Here is a 22,909-nt window from a genome sequence, read left to right as displayed (position 1 = left end):
GCTCAATCCTTGGGTCTGGCAGCTTTCTCAGCCAGCCCGCTCACGCCCTGACGGCTGGCAAGTTCAGCCATGACATCTGACAGGGGAACATCCCTTGCTTCGAGCAGCACGAGAAGGTGATAGAGCAGATCCGCCGATTCAGCGGCCAGGCGCTTTCTGTCAGGAGTCATCGCTGCAAGAGCCGCTTCAACAGCCTCTTCACCCAACTTCTTGGCACAGGCCTCAACACCCTTTGCCAGCAGCCTGGCCGTATAGGACTGATCAGGGGCCACGACACGTCTGGCAGCAATTTCTGCCGCAAGTGCGCCGAGGACTTCAAGTCGTTGATCGCTCATTCTTTTCTCTTAGCACAGGCGCATGGGAATGCCACTGGCCGCAAGATATCGCTTGGCCTCACCAATCGAGTGGCTCCCGAAATGAAAAATGGAAGCTGCCAGTACGGCTGCTGCATGACCATCACGGATGCCTTGCACCAGATGGTCAAGCGTACCCACACCGCCCGATGCAATAACCGGCACAGAGACAGAATCCGCAATAGAAGCTGTTAGTGAAATATCAAATCCCTGGCCCGTGCCATCGCGATCCATGGATGTAAGCAGAAGCTCGCCGGCACCTAGGGATACCACTTCACGGGCAAACGTGACGGCATCCAGTCCGGTCGCCCGGCGGCCGCCATGCGTAAAGATTTCCCAATGGCCCGGACCGACAAGCTTGGCATCCAAAGCCACCACGATGCACTGGGAGCCAAATTTCTCAGCAGCCTGGCGGACAAAATGGCGATTGGCGACCGCAGCCGAATTGATTGACACCTTGTCGGCTCCCGCCAGAAGCAAGTGCCGAATATCATCGAGGGTCCTGACGCCGCCACCCACCGTCAGCGGCATGAAGCAAGCTTCAGCCGTGCGGCTTACAACATCGAGTATGATACCCCGGTTCTCATGAGTGGCGGTAATATCCAGAAAGCACAATTCATCGGCGCCGGCGGCGTCATAGGCTTTTGCGATTTCCACAGGATCGCCAGCATCACGAAGATCGACGAAATTGACGCCCTTGACCACCCGGCCATCTTTTACATCCAGACATGGGATGAGACGGGCCTTCAACATCTTCAAACCTGTCCGAACAACTTGAGTGCTAGCGCTGAATCAATGCGGCCATCATAGATTGCCCGCCCGGACACGACTCCTTCCAGGATTCGACAGTCGGGCTGAAGCAGACGATGAACGTCAGTCATCGATGCAAGTCCACCACTGGCAATCACCGGAATAGGCACTTTCCGGGCCAGATCCAGTGTTGCGTCGATGTTCAATCCCTCGAGCACACCGTCACGATCGATATCAGTAAAAATGATGGCAGAGACACCCACATCAGAAAAACGCAACGCGAGATCTTCAGCTGAGAGGTCAGATGTCTCTGACCACCCCTGAACAGCGACCCGGCCGGCACGGGCATCAATTCCAACTACGATACGCCCCTGAAAAATCCGGCAGGCCTCTCGAACCAAGCCCGGATCCCGCAAGGCAGCGGTTCCAAGAATGACCCTGCTTACGCCTTTGGACAGCCAGATCTCGACCTGCTGCAGGCTGCGGATGCCGCCACCCAGCTGTATGGGCAATTTCGTTCCAGTCAGTATCGCCTCGACAGCCCCGCCATTGATCGGCTTGCCGGCAAAAGCACCATTCAGATCAACCAAGTGAAGCCACTTGAAGCCTTGAGCTTCGAAAACGCGTGCCTGCGCAACTGGATCGGCATTGTAGACGGTCGCTTGCCTCATGTCGCCGAGCTTCAGACGAACGCACTGCCCGTCCTTGAGGTCAATTGCTGGAAAAAGGATCATGGCCGCCACCTGAGAAAATTGGCGAGGAGCCGGAGGCCAAGGGTCTGGCTCTTCTCAGGGTGGAATTGAGTGCCAGCCAGGTTTTCCCGTGCAACGACAGCCGTCAGCGTGGTCCCATGGTCTGTGGTTGCGATCACGTCGGCACTATCGGAAGCATCAAGATGATAGGAGTGGACAAAATAGGCATGCAGCCCCTGCTCGCCCAACGGAATGCCATCAAGCAGGGGGTGCGGCCTGTGCGACTCAAGCGTATTCCACCCCATATGCGGAACCTTGAACAGTGCACTTGATGGTGTAAGCCTCCTGACATCCCCGGAAATCCAGCCAAATCCTTCTGTTTCATCATGTTCAAGACCTCGCGTTGCCATGAGCTGCATGCCAACACAAATGCCAAGAAACGGCTTGGCCTTTCCAATCACTTCGGCCTCAAGGGTTTCATAGAGTCCCGGCACAGCCATCAGCCCATCGCGGCAATCTCGAAAAGCACCAACACCCGGAAGAACGATGTGGTCAGCACGGTGAAGCACATGCGGATCAGATGTAATCCGGATAGACACATCTTGGCCGCTATCTGAGGCAGCCCGCTCAAAGGCTTTTGCGGCTGAATGCAGATTTCCGGATCCATAATCAATAATGGCGAGATTCACGAAGTCGTCTCACACATTTCCAAAAATGCCGAGCGTATCTTCTGGCTGGCTGCGATAGTTTCCAGAAACCGACGCAGGGATCTGAGGCTTGCGAACCGAAAAATAGGCAGTTTCAGCAGCCTCAAGACCGCTTGCCTCGATGAGACCGGTCACCCTGTACCCGGCACGTTCGAGGGACATGATACGAAACATCCGCCCTTCCAGACCGACGATGACCATGAGGCCCAGCTGCAGAAGAATAGCGATCGACAGATCAATCATGTCGGTTGCAAAAGCGATGTTGAGCGCGATTGCCATCAGAATGAGCAAGACAGCCATTAACCACATCCGCATCGCCAGAGCCCACAGACTGGTGAACAGGAAACCAGCCCATGAAAAACCCTCGGCGATGAATTTCACCTGGTCTGTCTTGCCACCGGGGGGTTCAAGGACAGTGTATAGGGTCATCAGCCTGTCAGCGTTCCCTTTGTCGAGGGAACCCTTCCATCCTGCCGGGGATCAATTTCAAGCGCTTGACGCAATGCGCGCGCAAGCGCCTTGAAACATGCTTCTGCGATATGATGGTTGTTGTCCGAATAAAGCGTTTCAATGTGCAGGGTAACTCCGGCATTGATGGCAAATGCCTGAAACCACTCCCGTACAAGCTCAGTATCAAACTCGCCAATTTTCGGCGACGTAAAGTTTACGCGCCACACCAGAAATGGCCTGCCCGAGACGTCAACGGCCGCTCGAGTAAGGGTACCATCCATCGGCAGATGCAGACTGGCATAGCGACAAATACCCTTGCGGTCTCCCAAGGCCTTCGCCACAGCCTGGCCGATGACGATGCCACAATCCTCAACGGTATGGTGACAGTCAACATGCAAGTCACCATCGGCACTGAGCGTCAGATCGATCAGCGAATGACGCGAGAGCTGCTCCAGCATGTGATCGAGAAAACCAACACCCGTCCTGATGTTTGAGTTTCCAGAACCATCCAGATTGACCTTCACGGAAACCCGGGTTTCCGCAGTCTTTCGTTCTACCGAAGAGGTGCGCATGGCAAGCTCGTCCATCTGGTGCCTGAACTGCCTCATAGCAGATGCATCAGGAATTGGCCAAGGGTGGCTTTTCTTTGGTCCCAGGAGAGCCTACATGAGGCACTGAGCAGACAAGGATCGGCCGATGGCAGAGGCACCAGCGTGGCACGGAACAACAATTCTTTCAGTCAGAAAGGCCGGAAGGGTTGTGATCGCGGGCGATGGTCAGGTGAGCCTGGGGCAAACCGTGATCAAGGGCAATGCCCGTAAGGTGCGTCCCCTTGGATCAGGTCTGGTCATTGGTGGTTTTGCTGGCGCAACGGCTGACGCCATGACCCTTTTTGAGCGTCTTGAAAGCAAATTGGAGCAACACCCAGCCCAGTTGACACGCGCCTGTGTTGAAATGGCAAAGGATTGGCGGACCGACCGCTACCTTCGGCGGCTGGAGGCCATGATGATTGTTGCAGATGCCTCTGTTACGCTGGTCCTCACTGGCACGGGCGACGTGTTGGAGCCCGAGAATGGTATCGTAGCCATCGGATCCGGGGGTAATTACGCCCTGGCGGCGGCACGTGCACTCGCCGACAGCGCTCTGGATGCAGAGGCCATTGCCCGGAAGGCCATGGCGATCGCAGCGGAAATCTGTGTTTATACCAACAACAACCTGACCATTGAAACTCTGGCAGCCGGCTGAACGGTAAACCACCAAGATGACAGACTTCTCCCCACGCGAGATTGTTTCAGAGCTTGACCGGCACATCGTTGGTCAGATGCAAGCCAAACGGGCAGTTGCGATTGCCCTGCGCAACCGCTGGCGGCGGAAAAAGCTGATCGGCCCGCTACGCGACGAAGTCATGCCGAAAAATATCCTGATGATCGGCCCAACCGGTGTCGGCAAGACTGAAATTGCAAGACGCCTTGCGAAACTTGCCAACGCACCATTCCTGAAGGTTGAAGCAACCAAGTTTACCGAAGTCGGTTATGTCGGTCGCGATGTAGACCAGATCGTCAGGGACCTTGTTGAGGCGGCAATTTCAATGACACGAACAGCGCGCCGCAAGGACGTGGAGGCCCAGGCGCAGATCAACGCTGAGCGGCGGGTGATTGATGCTCTCGTTGGATCCAACGCTTCTGACTCAACTCGTGAGGCCTTTCGCCGGAAGTTACGCGCAGGAGAGCTCAACGATAAGGAGATCGAACTGCAAGTCACGGAGACAGCTGGCCGCAGTTTTGAGATACCGGGTATTCCTGGTGGCTCTGCCAGCGTCATCAACATATCCGATATGCTCGGAAAGGTTCTGGGCAATCGAACAAAGACACGGCGGATGTCGATAAGCGCCAGCCACGATATCTTGATGGCTGAGGAATCTGACAAGCTTCTTGATCAGGATCAGATCGTCCTCGATGCTATTGAGGCCGTCGAGAACAATGGTATCGTTTTTCTCGATGAAATCGACAAGATTTGCGCCCGTGCCGAACGTCATGGCGCTGATGTCAGCCGGGAGGGCGTCCAGCGCGATCTTCTCCCGCTGATTGAAGGAACGACGGTGTCGACCAAGCATGGCCCAGTAAAAACCGACCACATTCTCTTTATAGCATCTGGCGCTTTTCACATCGCCAAGCCATCAGACCTGCTTCCTGAGTTGCAGGGGCGTCTGCCGATCCGGGTTGAGCTGACAGCGCTGACGCGTGACGATCTGAAGAAAATCCTCACGGAGCCAGAGGCGAGCCTTGTCCGGCAGTATTGTGCTCTTCTGGCTACCGAAGGTGTCGAGCTGGACTTCACCGATGATGGAATCACGGCGATTGCTCAGATTGCAGCCGACACCAATGCAAGTGTCGAAAACATCGGGGCGCGACGTTTGCAAACCGTCATGGAACGGCTTCTCGATGATATCAGCTATAGCGCTCCGGATCGCCCGGAAGAAAAGATCAGGATCGACAGGAGCTACGTCGAACTGCATGTCGGACAGCTTGCCCGCAATGCCGATCTTTCCAAGTTCATATTGTAAAAACGATATTTTCTCGACGTCATCCTGTCCTTACAGATCTTCGCCTTCTAGCGGCGTCTGACGGGGATCCGGCTGCAAGAGTCTTTGACCGTCTGCGTTCGATGATGACAAGAATTTCGTCGAGTGTTGCTGCTTCAAGCCGGGCAATCTCATCTGCAAGACGATTGGCAAGTTCTGTTGCTTTCGGATTGAGACCAGATGTGTCGATTGTAATTCGTGGATGAGAGATCCGGGCAAGCCTTATGACTTCCTCGGCCTCATCCCAAATAATGTTGAAGAAAGACAGGATCCGCTGGATCAGGTGCCACCCTGGACGGCCGCGCTTTCCATGTTCGAGTGCCGAGAGATAAGCTGAAGATACACCAATTTCGTCAGCCATCTGCTTCAGAGTGACGCCGCGCTCCATACGCAGTTTGCGCATTTTCTCACCGAAGGGCGTCATCTGTCCTCGCGGATGCGGCGAATCCGGACATAGTAGGCACCTCCTCCCCCATGTTTGGGATGTGCGGGCTGAAATCCGGACACAAGCCGCCTGAACTCTATTTCATGAAACCACTCAGTTGCCAATCGCCTCAATCGTCCAGCGCGCTCTGGAACATGAAAATGGCCCGTGCCATGCAGAGTATGTCTTGAAAATGGCGACTCGCCCTTACCGGTAATTACCAGCACAGTCCGCAAACCATTCAACTGAGACTGTTCGAGAAACCGCAGAAGCATGAGGCGTGCCTGTTCTATGCTGCTGCCATGAAGATCAATTCTGCCGTCGATTTCGACCTGTCCTCGGGTCAGGCGCTGGGCAGTGCGTCGGTCAAGTCCTGTAACTGGTGGAGCCGGCTTCTCAAGCAACGACCGAACATGATGTTGGGGTGAGGATATGTGAGGCATCTTGATCCTCACGATCGGGGATTTGGATAAACTGGGCACAAGCACATGCTGTGAATGCCTATTCGACAACGGCTTGATTGTCTTGACGGTTTCAAGCCAGAGTTCAAAGTCGGATGTCTTGCGTGTCATGGCATCAGGCCGATTCGGCGCGCCACTGAATATGGAAGCAGGACTGTCATCTGACCTGCACTCTTCATGGGTCCGGCAATTCTACCCGCGCTGTCTCCGAAGCCCCAGTACACGTCACCACGAGCCGCCCCCCGAATGGCGCTGCCTGTATCCTGGGCAACCAGCAATTGCCGAAACCTCTTCATACTGCCTTCATCGCCCAGCGGAGCTTCAGTGTCCAGCCATATGGGTGTTCCATAGGCCCAATAGGAACGATCAATCGCTATGCTGCGTTGGGGAGTTAGCTGAACCCGCTGGGCACCGAAGGCGCCTAGGTGGGGTTCGGCAAGATCGGCCCTTTGAAAAAAAATGAATGATCTGTTTTCCCACATCAGCTCACGTGCCTGCCTTGGATGGCAGGTCATCCAATGTCTGATGGATTGCATGGATAATTTGTCTGGCTCAATCTGGCCACGCTCAGCAAGAAGACTGCCGATGCTGGTATAGAGGTGACCAGACTTGGCAGCAAAGCTTAACCGAAGAGTAGTTCCATCCACCATGCGGATCCGACCAGACCCCTGGATTTGTAAGAAATAGGCGTCGCCCCAGTCACGAAGCCAGGCAATTTCGAGGCCCTGGCCCGCCAAAGCGCCCTCTTCGATTTCCTCACGTGTAAGATATGGCTCGGCTCTGCCCATACGCCTTCTGCCGGATGTCAGGCCAATGGCTGAGCGTTCGTCCTCAGTGAATGAAACAAGATCTGGAGGGACCGAGTAGATGGGGACATGAAAAGCCTCTGTCCGTGCCAAGCTCCCTTGGACCTCTGGCTCGAAATATCCCGTGAACAGACCGTCCGGTTTGACCGGATCAATCACCCGGCAGGGCACAAAAAAAGTCTCGAAAAAGATACGTGCAGCATCGGACTTCACTGCTTCTGAACAGACAGTCCGCCAGTCCTCCGGAGAACCGCCAAATACTGGTCCCAAGCCGCGGTAAGACGGAACATCAGAAAGTCGACGGCAGGATCTTCTGAAGACATCGAGCGCAGCTGCGTGATCATGATGCTCCCAGCCCGAAAGCTCAGCGAACGAGCATCTCGTCAACCTGACAGCCACGATCTTGTCCTGAACTCATTCGGAAACCTGGGTCGAAACAAGTGACCAGTTGGGATTACGTGAGGTCAAATCCCGTTCAAAGGTCCAGACATCCGTCACGCGGCCAATTTGCCTCGGATCACCATCGATCAGCTGACCACCCTTGTCATAAGTCGCAGTAATGAGCTCACTTACGAATTCGACTGTTATCGAGGCTGTCTTTCCTTCGAGCCTGGCTGCCTGGATCTTGGCCCGGTCGATGCCGACGAAATTCGTTTCAACCTTCTGCCCATCTGCTTCACGTTTGCTGATCACCCGTGAAAAGTCATCAAACACACTCTTCGAAAGAAGTGTCTTGAGAGTAGGTGTATCTCCCTTCGCAAATGCTTCAACAGTCATCTCATAAGCGAGCTTCGCTCCCTCCAGAAAGCTTGCGGGTGCGAATGACGGATCCCGTGACGCGATGGCCTCAAGCGATATGGCCAGCTGAGAGTCGGGTTCTGCGAATCCGGTCCAGACCTTTGCTGTCTCCCCCGGGGTTTGGTCCCGGCCAGGGCCACCATTCGTTTGCGGAAAATCCACCACGGTCGATTCGGCGTCTTGGCTTTCGTCCCGGTCAGAACTTCTGGGTTCAAACGGCCTGAGTGGTGGCTTTTCTGTTCCAGTCCGCGCTCCGAGCACAGACCGCAACCGCCAGAAGACGACCAGGGCAATGGCAAGGAGAAGGATGTTCAGTGGATCAATGGTCATTTCTTCAACCGATCTGAGATGGCGACTTTTCCAAAGCGCACCATGATGTGAAGTTCCGCACTTGCCGACCTATATATAGAATGCCCTCGGGAGCTCCAAGGCCCAAGCATGCCCAAATCGTCTGTCTCGCAGATTCTGTCCCTGTTTCTGGTCCTAGCCCTCATTGCTGAGATCACTTCTATCATTTGGGCTGGCCAGATATGGGGGGTCGTTTCCACCCTCGGACTGCTGCTGGCATCAGGTATTGCTGGCGTCTGTCTGCTACGGTCGGCTGGCCGGGATGGTCTGGCAGTACTCACGCGCAGAGGATCAGCCGGCTTGAAGCCTGAGGATTTCCATTACCGTCTCTTGGGCCAGGTTACCTCAGGAGTCCTGTTTTTGGTTCCTGGCTTTTTCAGTGACTTGCTCGGTCTATTGGTTCTTCTGCCAATGGTACGGCGTTGGGTCTTTTCAACCCTGGCCATTCGCAGCCAATCATGGCCAGCCCATGGCAATTGGCCGCCGTCCCGAGGGCTCATCATTGATGGTGAATCGATCGAAATCGTTGCAAGTCCAGATGATCAGCAGCCTCCATCGGCTCCGACCAGCCATTAAGATCTTCCCGCACATGCTTGCAGGAGTTACGACCGCATGATAGCGAGTGACGAGAAATCCAGAAAGGCTTCCAATGTCCGATACTCCAAAAAATGACGAAGCTCCGGAAAACCAGCTCGGAGGATCAAGCAAGACCGATCCTGGTATTCAGGGACAACCCTCAATCCGAATTCTGGGCCAGTATTTGAAAGACCTGAGTTTCGAAAGCCCGCTTGCGCCACAATCACTTGGGCAGCAGCAGTCTCAACCGGACATCAAGATTTCAGTCAACGTCAATGCTCGTAATCTCGGCGGAACGGATTTCGAAGTCGAGCTCCAGCTTGAAGCAAAAGCAACGTCTCAAGACAAGGTTATCTTCGCCGCAGACTTGCTATATGCGGGGACCTTCCGCCTTGACAACATTCCCCAGCAGATGATCCATCCGGCGGTTCTAATTGAATGTCCACGCATGCTGTTCCCCTTCGCCCGCCAGATCATGGCCGAGGCGACGCGGAACGGAGGCTTCTCGCCCCTGATGCTCGATCCGATCGATTTCGCCACCATGTACCAACGCCGTATGCAACAGCAGACAGTCGGTCAGGCTTAGTCGCTGATCGGCTTGCCTGCATTCCAGAGTGCGTTATCTCCAAGATCGGCTACAAACGCTTGATGCGCAGCACGTTCCTGATCCGTTAGGCGGCGCGGTAGCGGCCGCAGCCGTTGCATCGTTGTGGAGATGGACAAGTCACGCGTGAAGGAGCGCTTGGTTACCGATGTCTCAAGCGTGAGCGCCGTCTGACGGCCGCCCGTCAATTCAAGATAGACTTCCGCAAGTAATTCGGAGTCGAGTAATGCTCCATGCTTGGTTCTCTTGCTGTTGTCGATTCCATAGCGGCGGCACAGGGCATCGAGACTGGCGGGTGCCCCGGGGTGTTTTTGGCGGGCAACATGTAGAGTGTCCACCACACGGTCTGGCTGAATTGCCGGAAGGCCAAGGAACGCCAGCTCGGCGTTGATAAATGCCATATCGAAGCTGGCATTGTGAATGACCAGGGTCGCATCTGCGATGAAGTTTATGAACTCCTGGGCAATCTCTGAAAAAACAGGTTTTTCGTTCAGAAACGCAGAGGAAAGTCCATGAACTGCCTCCGCCTCACGGGGCATGTCGCGTTCAGGGTTTACATAGACGTGGAACGTGCGACCTGTCGGCAGTCGGTTCAGAAGCTCGACAGCACCGATTTCGACGATTCGGTGACCTGCAGCAGGATCAAGACCTGTAGTTTCAGTATCCAGAACAATTTCGTGCATCATGAGTGCGACCCAGCTCGCTTCCTGAGTTCAGCGATAATCCCGTCAACCTGACGGTTTGTTTCAGCAAGACTGTGAGACGTATCGATCACATAGTCAGCACGGGCCCGTTTCGTCTGATCGGAAACCTGTCGTGCGAGAATGAAATCCAGTTTTGCAGCTGACATGCCAGGTCGTGCGAGTGCTCGTGCCCGCTGTTTTTCAGCATCAGCAGACACGACCAGAACCACATCAACCTCGGCCTCCCGCCCTGTCTCGAAGAGCAGAGGTATATCGAGAACAACAAAGTCAGAACCCGCGGCCATTGCCTTGTCTAGAAATTCCTGTTGTTTTCTTCTGACTAGAGGATGAATGACTGCTTCCACCTGCTTCAGCAAGTCTGGCCTCGCCTGAACTTCGTCAGCCAGTTTCTTCCTATCAACATGATTACCTTCAATCACATCCGGAACCAGTGCCCGCAGCGCTTCAACGGCAGCGCCTCCGCTGGAATACAGTTGATGCACAATGGCATCACTATCAAAAACGGGTATGCCGTGAACCGCAAACATTCTTGCAGTTTCACTCTTCCCCATGGCGATCGAACCGGTAAGAGCGGCAACGATCATTATTGATGGGCCGGATCAATGTCGCGCGCGACGATGTCATACAGCTCAGGCGTCACCTCTGGAATAGTCCCGAACCAAAGGGAGAAACCACGCACTGCCTGATGCAGCAGCATGCCCAAGCCCTCAACGACGGTATTACCCCGATCTGCGGCATTTTTCAGTAATTGTGTACGAAGTGGCGTATACACAATGTCGCTTACCACGGCCCGATCCGATAGGCGTCTCAAATCAAGATCAAGCTCTGGCTGACCCGTCATCCCAAGCGATGTGGTGTTCACCAAAAGGCTACATTCTGAGAGATTATCTGCAATCTTCTCCCATGAAATGGGTGTGATCCGATTGCCAAAACGGCTTCGAAGGTCAACTGCTCTTTCAATTGTACGGTTTGCAACAGCGACCTCACGCGCACCCTGTTCCAGAAGAGCGTTCACGATGGCGAGCGCCGCGCCACCAGCACCAAGCACCATGACGCGTTTATGAACTATGGAGAAATCAGGAGCTGACTGAAGCAGACTTCTTATGAAACCTTCACCATCCGTATTGGTACCATGAGTGAGGCCATCACGGACATAGACTGTATTGACCGCGCCAATCCGTCTTGTGGTGTCATCATCAGCTTTGACGAGGTCGAAAACTGCTTCCTTATGGGGGATTGTGACATTGCAGCCTGTAAATCCAGCTGATGTGAGACCTGCAATAAAATCCTGGAGCGCGTTGGGTTCAACAGGTTTCCGATCATAGCTGCCATCGATCTTGTATTTTTTCAGCCAATAACCATGAATGATGGGCGAGCGTGAATGACGAATGGGCCAGCCTATCACACAAGACTTGATCATGATCTTGCCTCCCCAAGATCTCGGAGCTTTTGGAGAAGGGGAAGCAGCGGCAACCCCAGAATGGTGAAGTGGTTGCCCTCTACAGAGCTAAACAGCTGAATACCAGGTCCTTCGATCTTGTATCCGCCAACAGAGGACATGCAATCATCTCCAATGACATCCAGATAAGAGTCAATAAACTCATCTGTAAAGTGGCGCATGGTCAAGCGCGCGGTATCCTGATGCATCCACAAAACTTGTTCATTCTGGGCAACGGCAACCCCGGAAAGCAAGAGATGGGTCTTGCCACGTAGATCCAAGAGTTGATCATGGCACTGAACCCTGTTTCTTGGTTTTGAATAGACCCTGTCATCAAGTGCCAAGACCTGATCAGCACCGACTACTATTGCCTTTGGGCGGCGCGATGACACCTCAATCGCTTTTGCGGCCGCCAGTTGCAGCGCTGTGTCTTCAAACGACCACTCGGGATGTTGGCGTACCAGTTCCCGCTCATCAAGCTGTGGAGCTTCAACTTCGAACTCGACTGAAGCATTTCGAAGCATGGACTGTCGCGTCAAGCTGGTTGAGGCAAGGACAATCATTTCAGACTCTGGAGCGTCGAACTTCTGACAAAAGGTTTAGAATTGCCGCGGCAGTTTCTTCAACTGAACGTCGCGTTACGTCAATCATGGGCCAATCATTGTTTGAACACAAGTTTTTCATGAATATCAGTTCATCCGTGATGAGACGGGGATCTGCATAGTCGGTCGATCGGGTTTCCGCGAGAGACAAGAGGCGATGCTTCCTAATTTGAGCTATCCTCTCGGCGCTCGCAATCAGGCCAACGATGAGCGGCCCGCGAGCGTCAAGCAGCTCGCTGGGTACTGGAGCCTGAGGGATTATAGGAACATTGGCTGTCTTGATGCCACGTTGAGCCAGATAGATTGATGTTGGAGTTTTTGATGTGCGGCTGACACCTAGTATGATGACATCGGAATTTGAGATATCGTTTAGGCTCTGACCGTCGTCATGAGCCATGGTGAAATTCAGCGCATCAATCCGGCGGAAGTAGTCAGAATTCAATGCGTATTGGCCAGCAACCTGGGGCCGCGATACTGCATTGAGGTATTGTGACAGTGCGGAAATAATCGGATCAAGTATAGAAAGACAAGGCACACCCAGCGCATCACACTGGGTCTCAAGCTGCTTTCGCAGGCCAGAGTCGATCAGTGTAAACAGAACGATACCCGGTTTTTCCTCGATTTCATGTAGCGCGCGTCTCAATTGAGATTGAGTGCGTACGAGAGCATAGATGTGAGCAATCGGTCTGAAATCAGCATATTGTGCAGCAGCAGCTTTGGCGACTGTCGCCAGTGTTTCACCGGTGGCGTCTGAAATCAAATGTAGATGGAAGAATCGCGGTGAACCAGATTGTGGCATTGCTGTTCATGAATTGTGGGAAAACAGGATATGTGTTGCCTTGTCTCAAAACACTCCAAACGGGATCCTGCTGAACTCCACAAGGGGATCCCCATGAGGGCCATAATTTAAGAATTGTGGACAACAGAACAGTCGCAAACAGGTTTTGCACTGAGCGCGTGAAAATCCTACCGAATTAAGAAACTGTTAACACTTCTTAATTTCTGGTATCCCCAGATTGGATCTGTGCTTCAACCACGCTTGGTCTTGACCAACTGGAAATCATTGGATTGAGTTGTATCCCGCTTTTCGCACTGCAAACAAAAGATTCAAGAAGAAATAAAATGATTGATAGTAAGGGAGATGGTCAGTCCTCGAGAAGCGCACTTCTCGATGTGCTGACGCGAAGAAAGGCTTTACGCCGGCCCATCTGGTTTATGAGGCAGGCTGGAAGATATTTGCCAGAATACCGATCTGTTCGAGAAAAGGCCGGCTCGTTCTTGGATCTTTGCTACAATCCTGAGCTTGCCGCTGAAGTGACTATACAGCCACTCAGGCGATTTGATCTCGACGCTGCCATCTTGTTTGCGGATATTCTGGTTGTACCCCACGCAATGGGCTTGGCGCTGCGCTTCGAAGAGGGTGAAGGCCCCGTCCTCGACACGGTTCGCAGCATGGACGATTTGCGGACACTCAAGCCGGTAGGATCGTCTTGGGAAGTAAACCAGGTTTGCCAGACGGTCAGGTTGACACGCACCCAGCTTCCCTCTCATCAGGCGCTGATCGGGTTCTGCGGTGCCCCCTGGACAGTAGCGAGCTATATGGTCGGTGGAGGTAGTTCAGATCGTGTTCAGGCGAAAGTGGCCGCCTATCAGCGGCAACCGTGGTTTTGTGCCTTGATAGATCGCCTCGTCGAGGAATCAATTGAATATCTCTGTGCTCAGATAACTGCTGGTGCCCAGGCGGTTCAGATCTTTGACTCTTGGGCAGGAGACTTGGTGGCGACGGAACTTGAAGAGTTCGTGATGAAGCCCATTGGCAGGATTGTAGCGGGTGTTGGGTCCCGCCATCCACTGACACCGGTTATCGTTTTCGCCAGAGGTGTAGGGGTTCAGCAGAAAAAAGCAGCGGCCTTGCCTGGTGCTGCAGCGATTGGTGTCGAGACGGAATTTGATCTTGGTGAAATACCTGACAACGTGGTGGTACAGGGAAATCTTGATCCGGTCGTCCTTTTGGCTGGCAAAGATGCAGTGCGGTCGGAGGTAAAGCGTATCTGCGGTCTGGTCGATCGACAGAGGCACATCTTTAATCTGGGACATGGTATTCGAGTCGGTACTGATCCGGCGCTCGTAGGCGAAGCGGTGGAGACGGTGAGGCGGTTTGATGTCTGATCCATATGGCTGGCTGAAAGCGTTTCATATTCTAGCGGTGATTTCCTGGATGGCCGGGCTGTTTTATCTTCCCAGACTATTTGTTTATCATTCTGAAAATGCTGGAAAAATTGAAATCATATCAGTATTTGAGGTCATGGAACGTCGGCTGCTCAAGGCAATAATGCGGCCTGCAGGGTTGGTCAGTCTCGTATCTGGATTGGTGCTTGTGCATTTGGGTGGTTGGGGTCACCCATTTCCCGCCTGGCTTGTTTGGAAATTGCTGCTGGTCGTAGCTTTGACAGGTTTCCATGGATTGCTTGAAGTTCATGCCAAACGGTTCAGGGAGAATCGGGAAGTCAAGTCAGGCCGTTATTTCCGCGTAATCAATGAGTTTCCGACTTTGTTGGTGATAGGCATCGTTTGCTTGGTTGTCTTGAAGCCAGCTTGACTTTGGTCTTGGCGATAAGGCTGGAAGGCGGTATACAAGAACTGCTGTGCGTTTGGCGCGCAGTCCCGCCTCAAATTTCCCGCCGAATGGCCGGAAACATTCCATGTGATTGAAAAAATGACCGCTATTGCTGAGCTGAAGGAAATCAAGCTTCAGGACTTGAAGCTGAAGTCGCCCGCCGAGCTGGTAACGCTTGCCGAGGAGCTTGAAGTTGAAAATGCAAGCGCACTTCGGAAGCAGGAGCTGTTGTTTGCCATTTTGAAGAACCTGGCCATTCGGGATGTGGAGATCATCGGTGAGGGCGTCGTCGAGGTTCTTCAGGATGGATTCGGCTTCTTGCGCTCACCGGATGCCAATTATCTCGCTGGCCCGGATGACATCTACATCAGCCCAAGCCAGATCAGAAAATTCACCCTGAGAACCGGCGATACGGTTGAGGGGCAGATCAGAAGCCCGAAGGATGGCGAACGTTATTTCGCGTTGGTGAAACTCAACAGGATCAATTTCGAGGATCCGGAAAAGACGCGCCACAAGGTTCACTTCGACAATCTCACGCCACTCTACCCGGACGAGCGGTTGGAAATGGAGACTGGCGATCCGACAAGAAAAGATTACTCCTCTCGAGTTATCGACATTGTGTCTCCACTGGGCAAGGGGCAACGTGGGTTGATCGTGGCGCCCCCGCGTACTGGCAAGACGGTGCTTCTGCAGAACATCGCTCATTCCATCACGGCGAATCATCCCGAATGCTATCTGATCGTGTTGCTGATTGATGAACGCCCTGAGGAGGTGACGGACATGCAGCGGTCGGTGAAGGGCGAGGTGATCAGCTCGACCTTCGATGAGCCGGCTTCCCGGCATGTTCAGGTAGCTGAAATGGTCATCGAGAAGGCCAAAAGGTTGGTGGAACACGGTCGGGATGTGGTCATCTTGCTCGACTCGATTACTCGCCTGGGTCGTGCCTACAACACCGTGGTACCCTCCTCTGGCAAGGTTTTGACTGGTGGCGTCGATGCCAACGCCTTGCAGCGTCCAAAGCGTTTTTTTGGCGCCGCGCGCAATATCGAGGAGGGGGGATCGCTTACCATCATCGCGACGGCGCTGATCGATACGGGAAGCCGGATGGACGAGGTGATTTTCGAAGAATTCAAGGGTACGGGCAATTCGGAGATCATTCTGGATCGCAAGGTTGCGGACAAGCGGGTGTTTCCTGCCATTGATATTTTGCGCTCTGGTACCCGCAAGGAGGAGTTGCTGGTCAAGCCGGATATGCTCAAGAAGACATATGTCCTTCGCCGCATTCTCAATCCGATGGGAACGGTGGACGCCATCGAGTTTCTGCTCGATAAGCTGCGTCAAACAAAGTCGAATAGCGACTTTTTCGACTCCATGAATGCTTGAGCGCTTCTGCTGCACACGGTTGGCCCGCTGATTCGAGGGCGTAATGACTGGCAGCGACACGATTTTTGCGCTGTCGAGCGGAGTTGGGCGCGTCGCAATTGCCGTTATGCGGCTTTCCGGTCCGCAATCGTCTCTTTTGCTGAAGGATTTGGCGGGGTCCTTGCCCGCACCCCGGCACTTTTCGCTGTGCAGCCTGCGGGACCCCGGATCAGGTGAATTATTGGATAAAGCAGCTGTCGTCTGGTGTCCGGGCCCGCAATCGGTCACCGGTGAGGATGTAGTAGAGCTTCATCTACATGGAAGTCCGGCGGTCCTGGGTGCAGTCTTCGACGTGCTGCGGCGCTATCCGTTGCTGCGGCCTGCTGATGCTGGTGAATTCACCAGGCGGGCTTTTGCCAATGGAAAGCTTGACTTGGTTGAAGTTGAAGGATTAGCGGATCTGCTTGAGGCCCGGACCTCCTCCCAGCTTCGGCAGGCCATGCAACAGTTCTCGGGGGTAGCCAGTTCTGTATTCGACGGTTGGCGATCTGAGCTCCTTCAGATACGTGCGGGTATAGAGGCGGCGGTCGACTTCTCCGACGAACGCGGGGTTGCTGAGGCAGCTCTTGAGAGCGTTGGTCAACAAATTCAAGCACTTGAACAAAAAATGCAGCTGTCAATTGATCAATCGGCGGTGTCGGAGATATTGCGCGACGGTGTACGGGTGGTCTTGGCGGGTTATCCAAACACCGGAAAATCCAGCATTCTCAATTTGTTAGCCCGGCGAGATGCTGCAATTGTCGCGACTAGACCTGGCACCACCCGTGACGTCATCGAAGTGCATATGGACCTGGGTGGCGTTCCGGTGATCCTGACTGATACGGCGGGTCTGAGGCTCGTTACTTCTGATGAGATTGAGGCAGAGGGAATTCGGCGAACCCGCCGCCGGATTGCTGATGCCAACATTGTTCTTTGGGTGTCCGCACCGGATGTTCCTGGTAGTGCCCACCCTGAAGCTGGCATAAAAGTCGATCTCTATGTCAGGAACAAGTCTGATCTGGTGGATCCCGGTTCGAAACTCTTCCGAAACGAGACCGAGCCTCCGTACCTTGATGTTTCTGCACAGACGGGGTCCGGCAGCTCGGAACTCATCAATTATATCAGATCGTTGGCGAATGAACAGGTTAGAGCTGGCGATGCAGCCCTTATTGTTTCGGCACGACAAAAATCAATCGTCGAACGGTCGATTCGGCTGCTCAACGATGCATGTATGGTTGGGTCCACCAATCTGGAGCTAAAGGCTGAGTGTATTCGTCTTGCTTCGGATGAGGTGGGCCGCCTTACGGGGCGGGTTGATGTCGAAGAGTGGTTGGGTGCGATCTTTAATCGCTTTTGCATTGGCAAATAGTTGGCGTTTCACGTGAAACAAACGCAGTTTTGACTCTGGGTTTCAATATGCGTAGAGAAGCCTGACATGAAGACTGGTTTCGACGTCATTGTAATTGGTGGTGGCCACGCCGGAACGGAAGCTGCCGCTGCTGCAGCGCGTCTCGGGGCCCGAACAGCCCTGATGACGCACCGGGCTGATACGATTGGCGAGATGTCCTGCAATCCAGCTATCGGTGGACTGGGGAAAGGCCATCTGGTGCGGGAAATTGACGCCCTCGACGGTCTCATGGGCCGCGCTGCAGATCATGCGGGCATACAGTTCAGGCTTCTCAATCGCTCCAGGGGGCCTGCAGTTCGGGGACCACGGGCCCAGGCTGACCGCAAGCTGTATAAGCGCGCCATTCAGGCTTCTATCTCCGGGCAGGCAGGCCTTACTGTCATCGAGGGTGCTGCCAACCGCCTTGTGCTGGAGCGTGGCGCCGTAGTTGGCGTGGGTTGCGAGGATGGCAACGTACTCCATTGCACCACAGTGGTGCTGACCACAGGTACCTTCTTGAATGGGTTGATCCATATTGGCGAACGGCGCATCCCCGCCGGGCGGCATGGCGAGGCACCAAGCGGTGGGCTGTCAGACCAACTTAGGGAAGCTGGCTTGAAACTGGGCCGGCTCAAGACCGGCACGCCCGCTCGCCTGGATGGCCGGAGCATTGCCTGGTCCAGGCTTGAAGAGCAAAAGGGCGATGAACAGCCAACCCCCTTGTCATTCCTTACTGAAAGTATTGAAAACAAACAACTTTCCTGCTTCATCACGGAAACAACCCCAGCTGCTCACCAGCTCATTGCAGACAATCTGCACCGATCTCCGATGTTTTCGGGTCAGATCGAGGGTGTGGGACCGCGTTACTGTCCCTCCATCGAGGACAAGATCCATCGGTTCCGCGACAAGGAGAGCCACCAGATTTTCCTTGAGCCGGAAGGGCTGGACGATGATACGGTCTACCCAAATGGCATTTCGACGTCGCTACCTGAGGACGTGCAGGAGGCCTTCATCCGTGCCATCCCAGGGCTGGAGAACGTCGTTATCAAGCGTTGGGGTTATGCAATCGAATATGATTACATCGACCCGCGCGAGCTGAGCTCTTCTCTTGAAGTGAAGCGAATGCCGAACCTGTTCCTGGCGGGCCAGATCAATGGAACAACCGGCTATGAGGAGGCAGCGGCCCAGGGCCTCATTGCCGGGGTCAACGCGGCTCGAAAGGCCGGCCGGGAAGCCTGCCTGACCATCGATCGGACGCAGGGCTACATCGGTGTGATGATCGATGACCTTGTCACGCGCGGTGTGGCTGAGCCCTACCGCATGTTCACGTCGAGGGCAGAATATCGGCTTTCGTTGAGGGCTGATAACGCGGATTTGCGACTTTCGCCTGTCGGAATTGCCCTGGGTCTTATCGGCGAGGAACGAATTGCAAGGTTTCGGGCCCGTGAAAGGGCAGTGGCGGATGGTCTCGCACTTGCACGGCACCTCTCCATGACTTCCGCAGAGGCGGCACGCCGCGGTCTGAGAGTAAACCAGGACGGTTTACGACGATCGGCTTTGGATCTCATTGGTATGGCCGAAATCGGATGGTCTGCTGCGACTGCAGTCTGGCCCGAACTGCTGGACCTTCCGCCTCATGTGGTGGAAGCAATTGAAGCCGAGGCCCTGTATGCCGGTTATATTGCCCGGCAAGAGTCGGATATTGACGCGCTGCGCCGGGAGGAACGACTTGTGCTTCCCCTTGACCTTGATTACCAGGGAATGCCCGGGCTTTCAGCTGAGTTGAGGCAAAAGCTCGCGGCCGTCAGGCCTTCGACATTGGGTCAGGCTTCGCGAATCGACGGGATGACGCCTGCGGGCCTGGCCATCGTTCTTGGGCACATCCGGCGGCGTGGTCGGCAGAGTGCGGCATGACTGCCGAAGGCTCTGAAGAGCTGTTTGACCGGTTTAATGTTTCACGTGTGTCACGCAAGCGGATCGAAACCTATGTAAGGTTGCTGCTTGCATGGCAGTCAAAGATCAATCTGATTGGACCAACGACCGTGCCAATTGTGTGGGAGCGGCATATCTTGGATGCTCTGCAGCTCTTACCTCTTCTCCCGGCCGAAGCGGTCACCATCGCTGATCTCGGCTCCGGTGCCGGTATTCCGGGCCTGGTGGTTGCAATGGCAGCGGATCTGGAAGTTCATCTTTATGAAAGTAACGGAAAAAAGGCCGCATTTCTGCGCGAGGCAGCTCGCCAGACCGGAACCCGTGCCCATGTTCACGCCGTGAGGCTTGAAACCCTGGCAAACGTCCATGTCGTGCCGAAGGTTCAGTGTGTTACCGCCCGTGCTCTGGCACCCCTGTCCTTGCTTCTCGGCTATGCAGAGCCTTTCTTGATGGATGGGGCAATTGGACTATTCCATAAGGGACAAGATATTGATATTGAATTGACCGAAGCCACAAAATATTGGAAAATCCAAAGTGTGAGGCACCCCAGCCAGTGCGATCCACGTGGCTTTGTACTCGAAATTCATGAGGTCTCCCGTGTCTGACCCAGCATCTAGTGCTCCGACCGCTGCAGTTTCACCGCGCATTTTGGTTGTTGCAAACCAAAAGGGCGGCGTTGGCAAGACGACAACTGCAATCAATCTGGGTACAGCCCTGGCGGCTGTTGGAGAAAGAGTGTTGATCGTCGACCTTGATCCGCAGGGCAACGCCAGTACGGGACTCGGAGTGCAGCGGCGCGCCGGACAGAAATCCACCTATCACGTGTTAATTGGCGAAGCCAAGCTTGCCAATGTAATCGTGGATTCCGGCATCCCGCGCCTGCACTGCGCGCCATCGACCATGGATCTTCTGGGCGCCGAGCTGGAGCTGGCCGATTTCGAGCGCAAGACCCACCGCCTGGCAGATGCGATTGCCGGTCTGTACAGGGACAATGATCCTGAACGGACCTATTCTTATGTTCTCGTCGATTGCCCGCCATCGCTCAATCTGCTGACAATCAACGCTTTGTCTGCTGCTGATGCAGTGCTGGTTCCCCTCCAGTGCGAGTTCTTTGCGCTGGAGGGCCTGAGCCAGCTGATCAAAACGGTGGAGCGGGTGAAGACCAGCCTCAATCCACGCCTGACCATTCAGGGTGTTGTGCTGACCATGTTCGATCGCCGCAACAAGCTTTCGGAACAGGTTGCAGATGACGTGCGAAGCGTATTGGGCGACAAGGTCTACCAGACAGTCATTCCCCGCAATGTGAGGATTTCCGAGGCTCCGTCATATGGGAAGCCGGTTTTGCTCTACGACAATGCTTGTGTCGGTTCGCAAGCATACATCCGTCTGGCTTCGGAAATCATCCGGCGGGAACGCGACCTCCGCGCCGCGTGATTTCGCCACTGGGCGTCAGGCAAACAGGAAACAGACATGGACACCGCAGGTGCATCGAAGAAAAGACTCGGCCGCGGACTGGCGGCACTGATCGGAGACGCCTCGACCAGTGAAACCGCGGCAGAGGAGCCACGCTCGCTGCGACAGATGCCGATCGAATTTCTGACGGCGAGCCCCAACAACCCACGAAAATCCTTCGCTGAGCTGGATCTGGAGGATCTTGCGCGCTCAATTCGCGAGAAGGGTCTTCTGCAGCCGATTGTGGTCCGGCCTTTGCAAACCGGGAACTACGAAATCGTGGCCGGAGAGCGCCGTTGGCGTGCCGCGCAACGGGCCGGCGTTCATGATGTTCCGGTTGTGATCCGAGAACTTTCGGACGCGGAGGCGCTGGAGATCGCGCTCATCGAAAATGTTCAGCGTTCCGACCTGAACCCACTCGAAGAGGCGCGCGCATACAGTCTTTTGATCGACCGCTTCTCCTACACGCAGCAACAACTTGCCGATTCAATTGGAAAGAGCCGAAGCCACATAGCCAATACACTGCGCCTTCTGAACTTGCCTGAAACCGTCCGTATACAGATTGAACAGGGACGTCTCACGGCAGGTCATGCCCGTGCACTTGTCGCAACCGATCAGCCTATCGATCTTGCCGAACAGATCATAAAGCTTGGACTGTCCGTACGTGAGGCCGAAGGTCTGGCACGTTCAGCCGCCGCTCCAAAGAAATCAAGAGCACCAGCTGGAAAAGATGCAGATACGCGCTCGCTGGAAAAAACCCTATCCGAAGCGCTGGGCCTTAAGGTTACGATTTCTCATCGCAGCAATGGCGCTGGCACGATCGACATCGCCTACAGCTCGCTCGATCAGCTCGAGGACGTTTGCCGCCGGCTAGAGCGGAATGGGTCCTGACGTATCCAACTGATTTCCCCTCCCGCTTGTGGGGAGGGGAATTTGGGCGTGAACGTGGCTGCCTTCATCTTGCTCTATGGTCTGATTGATCCCTCAGTGGCGGAAGTGCCGAATGCCGGTGAAGACCATGGCAATCCCTGCAGCATCTGCGGCAGCAATGACCTCCTCGTCACGCAATGATCCGCCGGGTTGGATGATCGCCGTCGCCCCGGCCTCCACCGCATGGATCAGGCCATCAGCAAAAGGGAAGAAAGCGTCAGATGCCACGACGGATCCCCTGATGCTGGGAACTGAAATTCCTGCTTGACGAGAAATCTCCGCATTCTTGCTGGCAGCGATCCTGGCCGCATCGATGCGCGACATCTGGCCTGCGCCAATGCCCACAGTAGCACCGTTCTTCGCATAGACGATTGCGTTGGACTTCACGTGTTTTGCGACACGGAAGGCAAAATGGAGATCCGACATCTCCTGGGCAGAGGGCTCGCGCTTGGTGACAGTCCTGAGCGACATGTTTTCGATATGCAACACATCACGTGTCTGCACCAGAAGGCCACTACCTGCGGACTTTACCGTCAGACCCCCGGCAGAAAGTGGATTTCCATCCAAGACGAGTAGCCGAAGGTTCTTCTTTCTGGCGACGACACCGATTGATTCCACATCAGCTGACGGAGCAATGATTACCTCAGTGAACAGTTCCGTAATCTCGGCGGCTGTTTCAGGATCGAGAGGTCTGTTGACAGCGATGATGCCACCAAAGGCACTTACTGGATCACAGGCAAGCGCATCTCGATAGGCTTCAAGCAAAGATCTCCCGACTGCTACACCACAAGGATTTGCATGTTTGACGATGACGCAGGCAGGATTACCGGAATTCTCAAATTCTGCGAGGCATTCCAGAGCTGCATCCGTATCGTTGATGTTGTTGTAAGAGAGCT

Annotated in this window: 28 protein-coding genes and 1 pseudogene; 13 read left to right on the top strand and 16 right to left on the bottom strand. The window is 54.5% G+C overall.

Features of this window, described 5'->3' with window-relative positions:
- Positions 1-2: 2 nt before the first annotated feature.
- Genes ACILRN_RS00470 through hisB form a run of 6 tightly spaced genes read right to left on the bottom strand, consistent with a single transcriptional unit; the run spans position 3 to position 3,539 of the window.
- Entirely contained in the window at positions 3-335 is a 333-nt protein-coding gene (locus ACILRN_RS00470; protein ID WP_395684619.1) for a phosphoribosyl-ATP diphosphatase, read from the bottom strand.
- A gap of 9 nt (positions 336-344) precedes the next feature.
- Positions 345-1,106, bottom strand: a complete 762-nt coding sequence (gene hisF, locus ACILRN_RS00465) for an imidazole glycerol phosphate synthase subunit HisF (RefSeq protein WP_395684618.1) — start codon at positions 1,104-1,106, stop codon at positions 345-347.
- Between the two features lie 2 nt (positions 1,107-1,108).
- Positions 1,109-1,837: a 1-(5-phosphoribosyl)-5-[(5-phosphoribosylamino)methylideneamino]imidazole-4-carboxamide isomerase gene (gene hisA / locus ACILRN_RS00460; RefSeq protein WP_395684617.1), complete on the bottom strand. Its 729-nt coding sequence runs from the start codon at positions 1,835-1,837 to the stop codon at positions 1,109-1,111.
- Entirely contained in the window at positions 1,834-2,484 is a 651-nt protein-coding gene (gene hisH, locus ACILRN_RS00455; protein WP_395684616.1) for an imidazole glycerol phosphate synthase subunit HisH, read from the bottom strand. Before hisH ends, hisA begins: the two co-directional genes overlap by 4 nt.
- Before the next feature lie 9 nt (positions 2,485-2,493).
- A complete protein-coding gene (locus ACILRN_RS00450) occupies positions 2,494-2,931 on the bottom strand; it encodes a DUF2628 domain-containing protein (RefSeq protein ID WP_395684615.1) in 438 nt (145 codons plus the stop codon).
- Positions 2,931-3,539 (bottom strand): imidazoleglycerol-phosphate dehydratase HisB, encoded by a 609-nt coding sequence (gene hisB, locus ACILRN_RS00445; RefSeq protein WP_395684614.1) that lies wholly within the window; start codon positions 3,537-3,539, stop codon positions 2,931-2,933. The genes ACILRN_RS00450 and hisB overlap by 1 nt, the downstream gene beginning before the upstream one ends.
- 109 nt (positions 3,540-3,648) lie before the next feature.
- Between hisB and hslV the strand changes: the two genes are divergently transcribed.
- Both hslV and hslU read left to right on the top strand, forming a co-directional pair.
- Complete coding sequence (gene hslV / locus ACILRN_RS00440) at positions 3,649-4,197, top strand: ATP-dependent protease subunit HslV (RefSeq protein WP_395684613.1); 549 nt, start codon at positions 3,649-3,651, stop codon at positions 4,195-4,197.
- A 16-nt stretch (positions 4,198-4,213) separates the two neighbouring features.
- Positions 4,214-5,515: an ATP-dependent protease ATPase subunit HslU gene (gene hslU / locus ACILRN_RS00435; RefSeq protein ID WP_395684612.1), complete on the top strand. Its 1,302-nt coding sequence runs from the start codon at positions 4,214-4,216 to the stop codon at positions 5,513-5,515.
- 19 nt (positions 5,516-5,534) lie between these two features.
- Here hslU and ACILRN_RS00430 read toward each other — a convergent pair whose 3' ends face one another.
- Both ACILRN_RS00430 and ACILRN_RS00425 read right to left on the bottom strand, forming a co-directional pair.
- Positions 5,535-5,957, bottom strand: a complete 423-nt coding sequence (locus ACILRN_RS00430; RefSeq protein WP_395684611.1) for a helix-turn-helix domain-containing protein — start codon at positions 5,955-5,957, stop codon at positions 5,535-5,537.
- Positions 5,954-6,232: a Smr/MutS family protein gene (locus ACILRN_RS00425; RefSeq protein ID WP_395684644.1), complete on the bottom strand. Its 279-nt coding sequence runs from the start codon at positions 6,230-6,232 to the stop codon at positions 5,954-5,956. The genes ACILRN_RS00430 and ACILRN_RS00425 overlap by 4 nt, the downstream gene beginning before the upstream one ends.
- A gap of 27 nt (positions 6,233-6,259) precedes the next feature.
- Here ACILRN_RS00425 and ACILRN_RS00420 point away from each other — a divergent pair, with 27 nt between their 5' ends.
- Positions 6,260-6,385, top strand: coding sequence for a hypothetical protein (locus ACILRN_RS00420; RefSeq protein WP_395684645.1), 126 nt, complete (start codon positions 6,260-6,262; stop codon positions 6,383-6,385).
- 140 nt (positions 6,386-6,525) lie between these two features.
- On the opposite strand, the gene ACILRN_RS00415 is transcribed toward ACILRN_RS00420, so the two are convergent.
- Positions 6,526-7,437: a murein transglycosylase A gene (locus ACILRN_RS00415; protein WP_395684610.1), complete on the bottom strand. Its 912-nt coding sequence runs from the start codon at positions 7,435-7,437 to the stop codon at positions 6,526-6,528.
- A gap of 201 nt (positions 7,438-7,638) precedes the next feature.
- Positions 7,639-8,352 carry a Tim44/TimA family putative adaptor protein gene (locus tag ACILRN_RS00410; protein ID WP_395684609.1) on the bottom strand — a complete coding sequence of 238 codons (714 nt, stop codon included), beginning with the start codon at positions 8,350-8,352 and terminating at the stop codon, positions 7,639-7,641.
- A 108-nt stretch (positions 8,353-8,460) separates the two neighbouring features.
- On the opposite strand from ACILRN_RS00410, the gene ACILRN_RS00405 reads away from it, so the two are divergent.
- Positions 8,461-8,946 carry an FxsA family protein gene (locus ACILRN_RS00405; protein ID WP_395684608.1) on the top strand — a complete coding sequence of 162 codons (486 nt, stop codon included), beginning with the start codon at positions 8,461-8,463 and terminating at the stop codon, positions 8,944-8,946.
- A gap of 73 nt (positions 8,947-9,019) precedes the next feature.
- A complete protein-coding gene (gene secB / locus ACILRN_RS00400) occupies positions 9,020-9,532 on the top strand; it encodes a protein-export chaperone SecB (RefSeq protein WP_395684607.1) in 513 nt (170 codons plus the stop codon).
- Here the strand turns inward: secB and dnaQ are convergent.
- From dnaQ to ACILRN_RS00375, 5 genes are read right to left on the bottom strand one after another with little or no spacing between them, the layout of a single operon-like run.
- On the bottom strand, positions 9,529-10,233 hold the full coding sequence (gene dnaQ, locus ACILRN_RS00395; RefSeq protein ID WP_395684643.1) for a DNA polymerase III subunit epsilon: 705 nt from the start codon (positions 10,231-10,233) through the stop codon (positions 9,529-9,531). The two genes, secB and dnaQ, sit on opposite strands and share 4 nt — an antisense overlap.
- A complete protein-coding gene (gene coaE / locus ACILRN_RS00390) occupies positions 10,233-10,838 on the bottom strand; it encodes a dephospho-CoA kinase (RefSeq protein ID WP_395684606.1) in 606 nt (201 codons plus the stop codon). Before coaE ends, dnaQ begins: the two co-directional genes overlap by 1 nt.
- Complete coding sequence (locus ACILRN_RS00385) at positions 10,838-11,674, bottom strand: shikimate dehydrogenase (RefSeq protein WP_395684605.1); 837 nt, start codon at positions 11,672-11,674, stop codon at positions 10,838-10,840. The genes coaE and ACILRN_RS00385 overlap by 1 nt, the downstream gene beginning before the upstream one ends.
- Complete coding sequence (locus ACILRN_RS00380; RefSeq protein ID WP_395684604.1) at positions 11,671-12,255, bottom strand: Maf family nucleotide pyrophosphatase; 585 nt, start codon at positions 12,253-12,255, stop codon at positions 11,671-11,673. The genes ACILRN_RS00385 and ACILRN_RS00380 overlap by 4 nt, the downstream gene beginning before the upstream one ends.
- Position 12,256: 1 nt before the next feature.
- Positions 12,257-13,093: a pyruvate, water dikinase regulatory protein gene (locus ACILRN_RS00375; RefSeq protein ID WP_395684603.1), complete on the bottom strand. Its 837-nt coding sequence runs from the start codon at positions 13,091-13,093 to the stop codon at positions 12,257-12,259.
- 323 nt (positions 13,094-13,416) lie between these two features.
- Here ACILRN_RS00375 and hemE point away from each other — a divergent pair, with 323 nt between their 5' ends.
- From hemE to ACILRN_RS00335, 8 genes are all read left to right on the top strand, one after another.
- Positions 13,417-14,463: a uroporphyrinogen decarboxylase gene (gene hemE, locus ACILRN_RS00370; RefSeq protein ID WP_395684602.1), complete on the top strand. Its 1,047-nt coding sequence runs from the start codon at positions 13,417-13,419 to the stop codon at positions 14,461-14,463.
- The gene (gene hemJ, locus ACILRN_RS00365; protein WP_395684601.1) at positions 14,456-14,893 is read left to right on the top strand and encodes a protoporphyrinogen oxidase HemJ; all 438 of its coding nucleotides are present in this window, start codon (positions 14,456-14,458) and stop codon (positions 14,891-14,893) included. Before hemE ends, hemJ begins: the two co-directional genes overlap by 8 nt.
- Before the next feature lie 135 nt (positions 14,894-15,028).
- A complete protein-coding gene (gene rho / locus ACILRN_RS00360; RefSeq protein ID WP_395684642.1) occupies positions 15,029-16,294 on the top strand; it encodes a transcription termination factor Rho in 1,266 nt (421 codons plus the stop codon).
- Positions 16,295-16,337: 43 nt separating this feature from the next.
- A complete protein-coding gene (mnmE, locus tag ACILRN_RS00355; protein ID WP_395684600.1) occupies positions 16,338-17,681 on the top strand; it encodes a tRNA uridine-5-carboxymethylaminomethyl(34) synthesis GTPase MnmE in 1,344 nt (447 codons plus the stop codon).
- Positions 17,682-17,747: 66 nt separating this feature from the next.
- Positions 17,748-19,613 (top strand): tRNA uridine-5-carboxymethylaminomethyl(34) synthesis enzyme MnmG, encoded by a 1,866-nt coding sequence (gene mnmG, locus ACILRN_RS00350; RefSeq protein WP_395684599.1) that lies wholly within the window; start codon positions 17,748-17,750, stop codon positions 19,611-19,613.
- Complete coding sequence (gene rsmG / locus ACILRN_RS00345) at positions 19,610-20,236, top strand: 16S rRNA (guanine(527)-N(7))-methyltransferase RsmG (RefSeq protein WP_395684598.1); 627 nt, start codon at positions 19,610-19,612, stop codon at positions 20,234-20,236. The genes mnmG and rsmG overlap by 4 nt, the downstream gene beginning before the upstream one ends.
- Entirely contained in the window at positions 20,217-21,065 is an 849-nt protein-coding gene (locus ACILRN_RS00340) for a ParA family protein (protein WP_395684597.1), read from the top strand. Before rsmG ends, ACILRN_RS00340 begins: the two co-directional genes overlap by 20 nt.
- A 36-nt stretch (positions 21,066-21,101) precedes the next feature.
- A complete protein-coding gene (locus tag ACILRN_RS00335; RefSeq protein ID WP_395684596.1) occupies positions 21,102-21,974 on the top strand; it encodes a ParB/RepB/Spo0J family partition protein in 873 nt (290 codons plus the stop codon).
- Positions 21,975-22,067: 93 nt separating this feature from the next.
- Here the strand turns inward: ACILRN_RS00335 and purH are convergent.
- Positions 22,068-22,909, bottom strand: a pseudogene (gene purH / locus ACILRN_RS00330) (bifunctional phosphoribosylaminoimidazolecarboxamide formyltransferase/IMP cyclohydrolase); the annotation flags it as partial.

The organism is Aestuariivirga sp. (assembly GCF_044238155.1).
In the GTDB taxonomy this organism is placed as follows: Bacteria; Pseudomonadota; Alphaproteobacteria; order Rhizobiales; family Aestuariivirgaceae; genus Aestuariivirga.
Note: the sequence above shows the minus strand (reverse complement) of the source record. Positions and strands in the feature narration are given on the sequence as shown.

What these genes read in the sequence shown, in the direction of transcription:
- hisB (WP_395684614.1), bottom strand. Translation starts at nt 3,539, where the DNA reads ATGGACGAGCTTGCCATGCGCACCTCTTCGGTAGAACGAAAGACTGCG.
- ACILRN_RS00410 (WP_395684609.1), bottom strand. Translation starts at nt 8,352, where the DNA reads ATGACCATTGATCCACTGAACATCCTTCTCCTTGCCATTGCCCTGGTC.
- hemJ (WP_395684601.1), top strand. Translation starts at nt 14,456, where the DNA reads ATGTCTGATCCATATGGCTGGCTGAAAGCGTTTCATATTCTAGCGGTG.
- mnmG (WP_395684599.1), top strand. Translation starts at nt 17,748, where the DNA reads ATGAAGACTGGTTTCGACGTCATTGTAATTGGTGGTGGCCACGCCGGA.
- ACILRN_RS00450 (WP_395684615.1), bottom strand. Translation starts at nt 2,931, where the DNA reads ATGACCCTATACACTGTCCTTGAACCCCCCGGTGGCAAGACAGACCAG.
- ACILRN_RS00340 (WP_395684597.1), top strand. Translation starts at nt 20,217, where the DNA reads ATGAGGTCTCCCGTGTCTGACCCAGCATCTAGTGCTCCGACCGCTGCA.
- hslV (WP_395684613.1), top strand. Translation starts at nt 3,649, where the DNA reads ATGGCAGAGGCACCAGCGTGGCACGGAACAACAATTCTTTCAGTCAGA.
- hslU (WP_395684612.1), top strand. Translation starts at nt 4,214, where the DNA reads ATGACAGACTTCTCCCCACGCGAGATTGTTTCAGAGCTTGACCGGCAC.
- rsmG (WP_395684598.1), top strand. Translation starts at nt 19,610, where the DNA reads ATGACTGCCGAAGGCTCTGAAGAGCTGTTTGACCGGTTTAATGTTTCA.
- ACILRN_RS00385 (WP_395684605.1), bottom strand. Translation starts at nt 11,674, where the DNA reads ATGATCAAGTCTTGTGTGATAGGCTGGCCCATTCGTCATTCACGCTCG.
- hemE (WP_395684602.1), top strand. Translation starts at nt 13,417, where the DNA reads ATGATTGATAGTAAGGGAGATGGTCAGTCCTCGAGAAGCGCACTTCTC.
- hisA (WP_395684617.1), bottom strand. Translation starts at nt 1,837, where the DNA reads ATGATCCTTTTTCCAGCAATTGACCTCAAGGACGGGCAGTGCGTTCGT.
- secB (WP_395684607.1), top strand. Translation starts at nt 9,020, where the DNA reads ATGTCCGATACTCCAAAAAATGACGAAGCTCCGGAAAACCAGCTCGGA.
- ACILRN_RS00375 (WP_395684603.1), bottom strand. Translation starts at nt 13,093, where the DNA reads ATGCCACAATCTGGTTCACCGCGATTCTTCCATCTACATTTGATTTCA.
- ACILRN_RS00420 (WP_395684645.1), top strand. Translation starts at nt 6,260, where the DNA reads ATGAAGATCAATTCTGCCGTCGATTTCGACCTGTCCTCGGGTCAGGCG.
- mnmE (WP_395684600.1), top strand. Translation starts at nt 16,338, where the DNA reads ATGACTGGCAGCGACACGATTTTTGCGCTGTCGAGCGGAGTTGGGCGC.
- dnaQ (WP_395684643.1), bottom strand. Translation starts at nt 10,233, where the DNA reads ATGCACGAAATTGTTCTGGATACTGAAACTACAGGTCTTGATCCTGCT.
- ACILRN_RS00380 (WP_395684604.1), bottom strand. Translation starts at nt 12,255, where the DNA reads ATGATTGTCCTTGCCTCAACCAGCTTGACGCGACAGTCCATGCTTCGA.
- ACILRN_RS00430 (WP_395684611.1), bottom strand. Translation starts at nt 5,957, where the DNA reads ATGACGCCCTTCGGTGAGAAAATGCGCAAACTGCGTATGGAGCGCGGC.
- ACILRN_RS00335 (WP_395684596.1), top strand. Translation starts at nt 21,102, where the DNA reads ATGGACACCGCAGGTGCATCGAAGAAAAGACTCGGCCGCGGACTGGCG.
- coaE (WP_395684606.1), bottom strand. Translation starts at nt 10,838, where the DNA reads ATGATCGTTGCCGCTCTTACCGGTTCGATCGCCATGGGGAAGAGTGAA.
- ACILRN_RS00470 (WP_395684619.1), bottom strand. Translation starts at nt 335, where the DNA reads ATGAGCGATCAACGACTTGAAGTCCTCGGCGCACTTGCGGCAGAAATT.
- ACILRN_RS00425 (WP_395684644.1), bottom strand. Translation starts at nt 6,232, where the DNA reads ATGCTTCTGCGGTTTCTCGAACAGTCTCAGTTGAATGGTTTGCGGACT.
- hisF (WP_395684618.1), bottom strand. Translation starts at nt 1,106, where the DNA reads ATGTTGAAGGCCCGTCTCATCCCATGTCTGGATGTAAAAGATGGCCGG.
- ACILRN_RS00405 (WP_395684608.1), top strand. Translation starts at nt 8,461, where the DNA reads ATGCCCAAATCGTCTGTCTCGCAGATTCTGTCCCTGTTTCTGGTCCTA.